This window comes from Paenibacillus sp., from assembly GCF_035645235.1.
In the GTDB taxonomy this organism is placed as follows: domain Bacteria; phylum Bacillota; class Bacilli; order Paenibacillales; family YIM-B00363; genus Paenibacillus_AE.
Window position 1 is genome coordinate 60,877 of record NZ_DASQMZ010000012.1, and the last position, 8,019, is coordinate 68,895.

11 protein-coding genes are annotated in these 8,019 nt (G+C 66.6%); 7 read left to right on the top strand and 4 right to left on the bottom strand.

The window, feature by feature from the left end:
• The first annotated feature begins 88 nt into the window (after positions 1 to 88).
• Positions 89 to 862, top strand: a complete 774-nt coding sequence (locus VEZ38_RS01005) for a hypothetical protein (RefSeq protein ID WP_324891042.1) — start codon at positions 89 to 91, stop codon at positions 860 to 862.
• Between the two features lie 68 nt (positions 863 to 930).
• Here the strand turns inward: VEZ38_RS01005 and VEZ38_RS01010 are convergent, their stop codons facing one another.
• The 3 genes from VEZ38_RS01010 to VEZ38_RS01020 all read right to left on the bottom strand — a co-directional run bounded on the left by VEZ38_RS01010 (position 931) and on the right by VEZ38_RS01020 (position 3,979).
• Positions 931 to 1,476: an NADPH-dependent FMN reductase gene (locus VEZ38_RS01010; RefSeq protein WP_324891043.1), complete on the bottom strand. Its 546-nt coding sequence runs from the start codon at positions 1,474 to 1,476 to the stop codon at positions 931 to 933.
• 158 nt (positions 1,477 to 1,634) lie between these two features.
• A complete protein-coding gene (locus tag VEZ38_RS01015; RefSeq protein ID WP_324891045.1) occupies positions 1,635 to 2,315 on the bottom strand; it encodes a response regulator transcription factor in 681 nt (226 codons plus the stop codon).
• Positions 2,312 to 3,979 carry a GAF domain-containing sensor histidine kinase gene (locus VEZ38_RS01020; RefSeq protein WP_324891047.1) on the bottom strand — a complete coding sequence of 556 codons (1,668 nt, stop codon included), beginning with the start codon at positions 3,977 to 3,979 and terminating at the stop codon, positions 2,312 to 2,314. The genes VEZ38_RS01015 and VEZ38_RS01020 overlap by 4 nt, the downstream gene beginning before the upstream one ends.
• Before the next feature lie 241 nt (positions 3,980 to 4,220).
• Between VEZ38_RS01020 and VEZ38_RS01025 the strand changes: the two genes are divergently transcribed.
• Genes VEZ38_RS01025 through VEZ38_RS01045 form a run of 5 tightly spaced genes read left to right on the top strand, consistent with a single transcriptional unit; the run spans position 4,221 to position 6,497 of the window.
• Positions 4,221 to 4,538, top strand: coding sequence for a metalloregulator ArsR/SmtB family transcription factor (locus VEZ38_RS01025; RefSeq protein ID WP_324891049.1), 318 nt, complete (start codon positions 4,221 to 4,223; stop codon positions 4,536 to 4,538).
• Positions 4,531 to 4,683 (top strand): hypothetical protein, encoded by a 153-nt coding sequence (locus tag VEZ38_RS01030; protein ID WP_324891051.1) that lies wholly within the window; start codon positions 4,531 to 4,533, stop codon positions 4,681 to 4,683. The genes VEZ38_RS01025 and VEZ38_RS01030 overlap by 8 nt, the downstream gene beginning before the upstream one ends.
• A 1-nt stretch (position 4,684) precedes the next feature.
• Complete coding sequence (locus tag VEZ38_RS01035) at positions 4,685 to 5,518, top strand: alpha/beta hydrolase (protein ID WP_324891053.1); 834 nt, start codon at positions 4,685 to 4,687, stop codon at positions 5,516 to 5,518.
• Positions 5,515 to 5,877 carry a hypothetical protein gene (locus tag VEZ38_RS01040; protein ID WP_324891055.1) on the top strand — a complete coding sequence of 121 codons (363 nt, stop codon included), beginning with the start codon at positions 5,515 to 5,517 and terminating at the stop codon, positions 5,875 to 5,877. Before VEZ38_RS01035 ends, VEZ38_RS01040 begins: the two co-directional genes overlap by 4 nt.
• A 59-nt stretch (positions 5,878 to 5,936) precedes the next feature.
• Positions 5,937 to 6,497 carry a hypothetical protein gene (locus VEZ38_RS01045; protein ID WP_324891057.1) on the top strand — a complete coding sequence of 187 codons (561 nt, stop codon included), beginning with the start codon at positions 5,937 to 5,939 and terminating at the stop codon, positions 6,495 to 6,497.
• 119 nt (positions 6,498 to 6,616) lie between these two features.
• Here VEZ38_RS01045 and VEZ38_RS01050 read toward each other — a convergent pair whose 3' ends face one another.
• Positions 6,617 to 7,438 (bottom strand): alpha/beta hydrolase, encoded by an 822-nt coding sequence (locus tag VEZ38_RS01050; protein WP_324891059.1) that lies wholly within the window; start codon positions 7,436 to 7,438, stop codon positions 6,617 to 6,619.
• A gap of 150 nt (positions 7,439 to 7,588) precedes the next feature.
• On the opposite strand from VEZ38_RS01050, the gene VEZ38_RS01055 reads away from it, so the two are divergent.
• Entirely contained in the window at positions 7,589 to 7,705 is a 117-nt protein-coding gene (locus VEZ38_RS01055; RefSeq protein ID WP_324891061.1) for a sporulation protein YjcZ, read from the top strand.
• Positions 7,706 to 8,019: the final 314 nt, after the last annotated feature.

Genomic DNA, 8,019 nt, shown 5'->3' on the forward strand with positions numbered 1-8,019 from the left:
AGTCCGTCCGAAACTATAAATCGGGGAGATAACTGTAGAATCGGCATGCATATACTTGTATTAAGGAATCCACAAGGAGGCGGTAGGCATGCGTACGGCGGGATGGCGAAGGTGGAATACGCTCTCGTATTTGGCGGTGCTGCTGGTGATTACGCTCGTGAACGTCGTGCCGATCGGCGGACGCACGACTGCGGAAGTGTCGGCGATGGTGCCCGTATTGGCGACCCCTGCTTCGTATGCGTTTACAATTTGGGGCGCGATCTACGCGCTGCTCGGCGTCTTCGTGCTGCTGCAGTGGCGGCCGGGCTGGCGGGAGCTGTCCGCGTTCCGCCGCATCGGACCTTGGTTCGTCGTCGGCTGCCTCTTCCACATCGCTTGGGTGCTGTGCTGGCACCTGCTCTATTTGCGCTCGACCGTATTCCTGATGCTCGGGCTCTTGCTGTCGCTGCTTCCGATTTATACGGCCACGCGCAACGTGCAGGGCTCGCCGCGGGACGACGCGGGTCTCGCCGCGAAGCTCTTCGTACAGCTGCCGTTCAGCTTGTATACGGCTTGGGTTTCGGTCGCCGCGGGGGCGAATGCGCTCGTCGCGTTCGAGCTGGCGGGGTGGAACAGTTGGGGGCTCGAGAAGTATTGGACGTTCCTGACGCTCGTACTGCTGGCGGGCGCCGCGATCGCCGTATTCGCGCGTTGGCGCGACACGGCGTACGTGCTCACCCTCGTCTGGGCGTTCGCCGCGATCGGCGTTCAGCAGCAGGCGAACGCCCCGTTCGCCGCGTGGACGACGTGGGCGCTCGCCGCCGCGCTGGCGGCGGTCGCGCTCCGCATCGTGCGCGTGCCCCGCTCGAGGGGCGCCCGGTAACGGCGAACGAGGCTGTTGTTTAAGGGTGTTAATTTCCCCGGAAATATTGTCGCGCCGGGCGCCGCCGGTTACGTGGCGGCGTCCGACTTCAGCGCGGCGGCGATGCGCGTCAGTTGATCGAGCGCGCGGTCGACGCGTGCGCGCATCCCTTCGTCCGCCGGCGCGCCGTCCTCGAACAACCGTTGGCGTCCGCCGAGCGACACCCACTCCGGGCAGTTAATGCCGTGCAAGCCGCGCACGATGCTCTGCAGGTGGGTCAGCGAGCTGACGCCGACCGCGCCGCCCGAAGAGCTGACGGAGAGCGTCGGCTTGCCGCCGACCTCCTCCGAGCCCAAGTAATCGAGCGCGTTCTTGAGCGCGCCGGAGACGCTGCCGTGATATTCCGGCGTTCCGAGGACGAGGGCGTCAGCGGAACGCACGAGCGAGGCGAGGCGGCGCGCGTTCGGATGCGGCTCTTCGTCGTCCGGCGAGTACATCGGCAGCGGCGATTCGTACACGTCGAACAGCGCCGCCTCGACGCCCCGCTCCGTCAGCCGTCCCGCCATATATCGAAGCAGTTTCGTACTGGAGGCGTCTTTGCGGTTGCTGCCCGCGAGCAATGCGATGCGGATCATAGGGATCAAACCTTTCCGAGTTGGATTTATCTCTGCTTGCCCCTATCGTACCCCGAGACGAAAAATGCCGCATCGGCACGAAGGCCGACGCGGCGCTCACGCTTTGGACTTAGGACTTCATCGCCGGTCGGCCGCGGCTTCCGGAGCCGGATCAGGCTTCACGGACCCGGCTCGGCCAGTCCGTGTTTCACGGCGTACAACGCCGCCTGCGTTCGGTCGGCCACCCCAAGCTTACTGAGCAGGCTGCTGACGTGCGTCTTCACCGTCTTCTCCGCGATATCGCAGGCGGCGGCGATCTCCTTATTGCTGTATCCGCGCGCGATCAGCCGCAAAATCTCCGACTCGCGCGCCGTCAACGCGTCGGGCGCCGACGTCCTCCCGGCGGGAGGCGGCGCCGCTTCGGCCGCGACGTGGGACATGAGCTGCGCCGCGGCGGCAGGGTGCAGCTGCGCCAGCCCCGCGTGCGCGCCTCGAACGGCGTCCGCGATGGCGGCCGGGTCCGCATCCTTCAGCAGGTAGCCGTTCGCGCCGGCCTTGATCGCCGATAGGACGTGATCCTGATCGGAAAACGACGTCAGCACGATGATTTTCGTCTCTCGGTCCCGCGCGCGAATGTCCCGCGTCGCCTCGATGCCGTTCTTCTCCGGCATGAATAAATCCATCAACACGACGTCCGGCCGTAGCGCCGCCGCCCGCTCGACCGCCTCGGCGCCGTTCGCGGCTTCCCCGACGACGCGCAAATCCGGCTGCAGCCCGAGGAAGAAGGCGAGCCCTTGCCGCACGATCGCATGATCGTCGGCGATCAGCACGCGGATCTCGTTCCTTGACGTCTCGTTCATGATTTTTCGCCTCCCTCTTCCTTCGAAGCCGCACCGTCGCACGGCAGCGGCAGCCGCACGCGCACCGTCGTGCCGGCGCCCGGGCGGCCGTCGACCGTCACTGCGCCGCCGACCGACTCGGCCCGCTCCCGCATCGTCGTCAGCCCGAAGCCGAAACCGCCCGCGCCGGGCGCGAAGCCGACGCCGCGGTCGGTCACCGTCATGATGACGGCGTCCGGCTCAATCGACAGCGCGACCGCCGCCCGTTCGACGCCCGCGTGCTTGCGCGCGTTGTTCAGCGCCTCCTGCCCGATGCGCCAGAGCGCAAGCTCCACGCGCTCGGGCATCGGCGTCGACAACGCGCCGGCGTCGCAGTCGACGGTCAGGCCGATCGCCGCGCCGTACTTGGCAAGACCGGTTAGGAGCCCTTCCTCGAGCCCTGCCGGCCGCAGCTGGCGAATCATGCCGCGCATCTCCGTCAGCGCCTCCCGCGACAGCCGCCCGATTTCCTCGGCGGCCCGCCGCGCTCCGTCCGGCGGCGTCCCCGCCGCGCCGAGCGCCGTCTCGAGCCCTCTCGCGTGCAGCTGCAGCGAGAACAGCATTTGCGACACGGAGTCGTGCAGGTCGCGCGCGATCCGATTGCGCTCCTCCCACCGGGCGAGCGACTTGGCCTGCTCCTGCAGCCTTGCGTTCTCGTACGTGAGCGCCGCGTGCGCCGACAGCGCCTCGAGCACCTCCGCGTCGATCTCGTCGAACGGCTCCGCCGTCGAGCTGCCCGCCACGAGCACGCCGATCGGCCGCCCCTGCAGCAGGAGCGGCACGGCGGCGCCGCCGCGAATCGGAGCGAGCGACGGCAGCAGCTCGGGCTCGATCGAGCCGTCGAACATGCGCGGGCGCTGCGTCTCCAATACGTCGTCCAGCATCAAGCACGACTTCTTCGGCGCGTCGCAGGACTTGGCGCTCGCCGTCCCTGCGTTGTATACCGCGTGCAGGTACAAGCCTTGCGACTCGCGCATCCACAGCGCCGCGTTGGACCACCCGAGCGTCTCGCCGCACGCGCGCACGATGTCCGAGGCGATGCGTTCCGGCGCGTCGGATGCGCGAAGCTCGCGCGCGGCGGCCCCGAGCCGCTCGAACAGCAGGGCGCGCTTGCGCTCCTGGCCGTACAGCCGAATGCGGTGGGCCGCGGTGCCGATCTGCAGCGCGACGGATTGCAGCAGCGACAGCTCCTCCTCGGTGAAGGCCGTCTTGCCCGGCGCGCCGACGTTCAGAATGCCGAACAGCGCGTCGCCCGAACGCAGCGGAATGGTCGCGTGATGCGTCAGCCCGTTCGTATCGCCGCGCCGCAGCAGCGTCGCCTCCTCGATCCGCTTGCAATTCAAGATGTTCGCCGCGCGCTGCAGCCGCCCGTCCCGATACCGATCGACGCACCAGCAGGAGCCCTCGGTCATCGGGCGTTTGCCGTCTCGCGCCAGCGCCGGGGGCAGCCCCGCATCCGCGGCGCAGCGCAGCTCCCCGGTCGTCCGAGGCTCGATCAGAAACACCCAGCCCGCGGCGAGTCCGGTCAGCTTTAACAGCTTCTCCAGCACGACCTCCAGCAGCCGGCCCATATCGTACGTGCCGTTGATCGTCTCGGCGATGTCCTTCAGCAGCTCCGCTTCCCGCACCCGATCGTGCTTCCGCATTCGTGCGCACCTCTCTTTTCGTTTTCCGGCCGATGCCTTGCATATTACCCCTACTGTACAAGAATTCCGGGGTTCCCGCTACTATGGAGCTCGCCACTTTCCTCCAGTGTAGCCGGCCCGGGGACGGAGCGCGTCGGAACGAGGGCGGAGCCGCCCCTCCGCCTTTGGTCGTAGGTCGCTTGATTTAAGTTGACACTTAATTAAATTGACACTTAATTAAGTTGAATTTAAAGTAATACCTATGACGATCGACAACTTATTTGCCGCTATGACCGACCCGAATCGGCGCAAGCTGCTGGAGACGCTGCGCGGAGGCCGCCGATCGGCCGGGGAGCTTGCCGCGCGCTTTGCGATCAGCCCTCCCGCCGTGTCCCAGCACCTGCGGGTGCTGCTCGACGCCGGGCTCGTCGGGGTGGAGAAACGAAAGACAAGCCGGATTTACTATTTGCGGAAGGAAGGGTTCTCGGAACTGCAAGGCTATTTGGATTCGTTTTGGGACGATCGCCTGTGGCTGCCGAAGTCGCTGGCGGAAGAGGAAGTACGCAGCAGCCGTGACTGACATCATTATCGAACGAATGCTTACGATCGACGCTTTCCCGGAAATCGTGTTTTCGTATTTCCGCGGCGGCGGCTCGCCGCCGCCGGCTCCGCTCTCGCTTGGAGCCCTTATATCGACTACGACGCTGACGAAGGAGCAACCCTGACATGACCATTGCTCGCCCCGCCGCAACACACGGCTATTCTTACCTCTCGTTAGGCCCAGCGGACGGCCCGTTCGTCCTTTTGCTGCACGGCATTCCCGGCTCCTCGCACGCCTGGTCGCGCGCCGCCGAGCCGCTCGCGGCCGCGGGCTTTCGCGTCGTCGCGCCCGACCTGCTCGGCTTCGGCGGTTCGGACGAGCCGCCGGGCGACGGCTATATGGAAGATCAGGCGCGCGGGTTGAAGCGTCTGCTCGACGGTCTCAACGTCGAAGAACTGTACATCGGCGCTCATGATTTCGGCGGCCCCGTCGCGCTGACGCTGATGCGGCTGTATCCGTCGCTGCGCGTTCGCGGCTTATGCCTGTCCGCGACGAACACGTTCACGGATACGCCGATTCCGCTGCCGCTGCGCACGGCCGGCGTGCCGCTGCTCGGCCGCCTCGTCTTCCGCGTCATGGCCGGCAGCCGGTTCGGCGCGCGCATGATGTACGCGAAGGCGTTCGCCAACAAGGACGCGACGTCCGCGGCGCGGTTCGAACGCCACTTGACGCCGCGCGGGCTTGCGCGGACGAGCGCCATTTTCCGTAGAAGTCTTGCGAACTTGGCCTTGGAATACGCGAACGTCGAGGCGCAGCTCGCGCGCGTCGATTGCAAGGCGTTGATCCTATGGGGGACGCGCGACCCGTTCTTCGCGGTCGACGTCGCGCGGCGTATGCAGCGCTCCATTCGCGGCGCGGAGCTGGTTCTTCTCGAGGAGACGGGGCACTTCGTACCCGAGGAACGGCCGGAGCGGACGGCGGCGGAGATGATCCGGACGTTCGGAGGAGCGGCGCGATGAAGTACTACGAGGAATCGGTCGGCGGCGCGCTGCGGGAGGCGGTGGACCGGCTCGTCGGGGCGTGGGACGGCGTCGGCCGGCGCCGCATGTTCGGCTGCCCGTGCTATACGGCGAACGGGAAGCTGTTCGCCGTCGTCGTGAACGGCGGCGTCGTCCTGACGAAGCTGTCGTCCGCCGAAGCGAGGGATCGCGGCTCCCCGCTTCCCGTCGAGCCGTTCCGCACCGGAAATAAGTCGGTGGGCGCCTGGTCGGCGTTCGCGGTCGCCTCTCCCGCCGAGGCGGCGCTGCTCGCGGATTGGATTAAGGAGTGTTATCTCGCCGCCTTGGCGGAGGCGTCGGGGGAAGGCGAAGCGCGATGAGCGCCTTTGCGGGTATACTATAGAAAACGAACAACGACCCGGGGAGGCGGATGCTGCGTATGTTCGATCCGACGATATTCGATAATTGGAAGGTCGTGCTCGAAGGGGCGCTGTACGATCTCGACCGCGACGGTGCGGCGGAGATCATCGGGCGGGAAGACCTGATGGACCTGGCATCGCTCTCCCGCTCCTTCCGCATCGGGGCGCGGCGGCCGGGCGGCGGCTGCCGCGCCGAGCTGCGGCTTTCTTCCGGTCTCGCCGACTTCGCCGCCGAACGGTACGACCTGCGGCTGACCGAGCTGGGCGCGCCGGGCATCCGGCTCGAGCTGCGCTTCACGCTCCCCGGCGCCCGCGTGCGCGACGCGCAGACGCTGCACGGGGCGCTGAGCCGGCTGTGGGCCGCCGAGGCGGAGGCCGAAATATGCCACCGCGTGCGCATCGAAGTCGACCCCCACGCGCCGCCGGCCGACGCCGCCGCCGCCGGCGGCAGCGCGTACGAGATCGACGTCTTGTTTCACGAGAAGCGGAACGAGGACCGGCTGGACGACGTCGATGCGCTGCTCGAGCGTCTGCTGGCGTCCCTGGACGCATTGGACGGCTTGGAAACGAAAGAGGCTTAGCGGGCAGGGGGTTCCCCCTGCCGCTGCGCCTCTTGTTTCGTTGTTCTGCGGTTGTGCCTGGGTGCGCCGCCTCTCGCTGCTCGGCGCGTAGGTTCTATGTGCCGTCGCGCGGCGGCGGTTTACGCCTGCACGAAGCCGATATTGCGCAGCCAATCCGCGCATGCGCCGGTCCAGCCGCGCGCGAACGGATGCTCCGCGGCGAGCCCGAGCCCATGGTGGCCTTCGGCGTACACATGCAGTTCGAACGGCACTTTGTGCTTCCGGAGCGCCGTCGCGAACATGAGGCTGTTCTCCACGGGCACCGACTCCTCGTCGGAGGTGTGCCATAGGAACGTCCGCGGCGTATCTGCCGTCACCTGGTCCTCGTTGCAAAGCGAAGCGAGCAGCGCCGGGTCCGGGTCAGCACCGAGCAGGTTCAGGCGGGAGCCCTCGTGCGCACATGGGCCCTTCATCGTAATGACCGCGTAACATAGGATCAACGCATCCGGACGGCACGACAGCAGGTCGACGTCATCCTCCGCTTCCGTCGCCGGCAAGCCCCGGTCGTAATGCGTGCCCGCCGTCGCCGCGAGATGCCCGCCGGCCGAGAAGCCTAGGAGCCCGACGCGCGCCGGATCGATCCCGAACGCGTCGGCCCGGCGGCGCACCGTGCGAATCGCGCGCTGCGCGTCGAGCAGCGCGGCCGGATATTTATACGGCGCTACCCGGTATCGCAGCACGAACGCCGAGATGCCAAGGCCGTTCAACCATCTCGCGATCGGCTCCCCCTCGTGCTCCGCGCGCATGCCGTACCCGCCGCCCGGCGCCACGACGACCGCCGCATTGCCTTTGCCGGGCACGAGATACGGCGTAATCGCCGGCCGATCCTCGTCCGTATCGCCCGCCGCAAGCGGCGCGCCCTCCGGCCACAACAACAACGTCTCCCCCGCTGCCTCACCCATGCCGAATCCTCCCTATTCCTTCTGTAAGCGTTATGCCTACCACTCTATCAGAAATTCCCCCCTACCGTAAACATAGGTCGATGTCCGTTGCGCAGGCGCGGAGCGGCACATATCTTGAAAGTACGCTGAACACGAAGGAGGGAATCACTCATGTCTTGCGTTAACACTGCGGCAGGCGTCGGCGGCTTCTACACGTCGACGGGCGCGATCCTGGTCCTTTTCATCCTGTTGGTCATCATCTCCCGCTACGTCGGTTTCGGCGCCTAATCGAGCAGGAGGGGGATGGCCGTCCCCCTTCTTTACATAACCGCCGCCGACCGCTCGCTGCACCCGCCGCCTCGCCGAACTGCCGCTGCCCCGCGCTCCCTCGCTCCATACGCCGCCGCACCGCCCCCGACGCTCTTATGTTCAAATTTTGCTCTTATTTCGCGGTTAAGTTCAAAATTTGCTCCTTTCCGCCGCCTCGCCGAACTGCCGCTGCCCCGCGCTCCCTCGCTCCATACGCCGCCGCACCGCCTCCGCCATTCTTATGTTCAAATTTTGCTCTTATTTCGCGGTTAAGCTCAAAATTTGCGCTTTTC

What these genes read in the sequence shown, in the direction of transcription:
- VEZ38_RS01005 (WP_324891042.1), top strand. Translation starts at nt 89, where the DNA reads ATGCGTACGGCGGGATGGCGAAGGTGGAATACGCTCTCGTATTTGGCG.
- VEZ38_RS01010 (WP_324891043.1), bottom strand. Translation starts at nt 1,476, where the DNA reads ATGATCCGCATCGCATTGCTCGCGGGCAGCAACCGCAAAGACGCCTCC.
- VEZ38_RS01015 (WP_324891045.1), bottom strand. Translation starts at nt 2,315, where the DNA reads ATGAACGAGACGTCAAGGAACGAGATCCGCGTGCTGATCGCCGACGAT.
- VEZ38_RS01020 (WP_324891047.1), bottom strand. Translation starts at nt 3,979, where the DNA reads ATGCGGAAGCACGATCGGGTGCGGGAAGCGGAGCTGCTGAAGGACATC.
- VEZ38_RS01025 (WP_324891049.1), top strand. Translation starts at nt 4,221, where the DNA reads ATGACGATCGACAACTTATTTGCCGCTATGACCGACCCGAATCGGCGC.
- VEZ38_RS01035 (WP_324891053.1), top strand. Translation starts at nt 4,685, where the DNA reads ATGACCATTGCTCGCCCCGCCGCAACACACGGCTATTCTTACCTCTCG.
- VEZ38_RS01040 (WP_324891055.1), top strand. Translation starts at nt 5,515, where the DNA reads ATGAAGTACTACGAGGAATCGGTCGGCGGCGCGCTGCGGGAGGCGGTG.
- VEZ38_RS01045 (WP_324891057.1), top strand. Translation starts at nt 5,937, where the DNA reads ATGTTCGATCCGACGATATTCGATAATTGGAAGGTCGTGCTCGAAGGG.
- VEZ38_RS01050 (WP_324891059.1), bottom strand. Translation starts at nt 7,438, where the DNA reads ATGGGTGAGGCAGCGGGGGAGACGTTGTTGTTGTGGCCGGAGGGCGCG.
- VEZ38_RS01055 (WP_324891061.1), top strand. Translation starts at nt 7,589, where the DNA reads ATGTCTTGCGTTAACACTGCGGCAGGCGTCGGCGGCTTCTACACGTCG.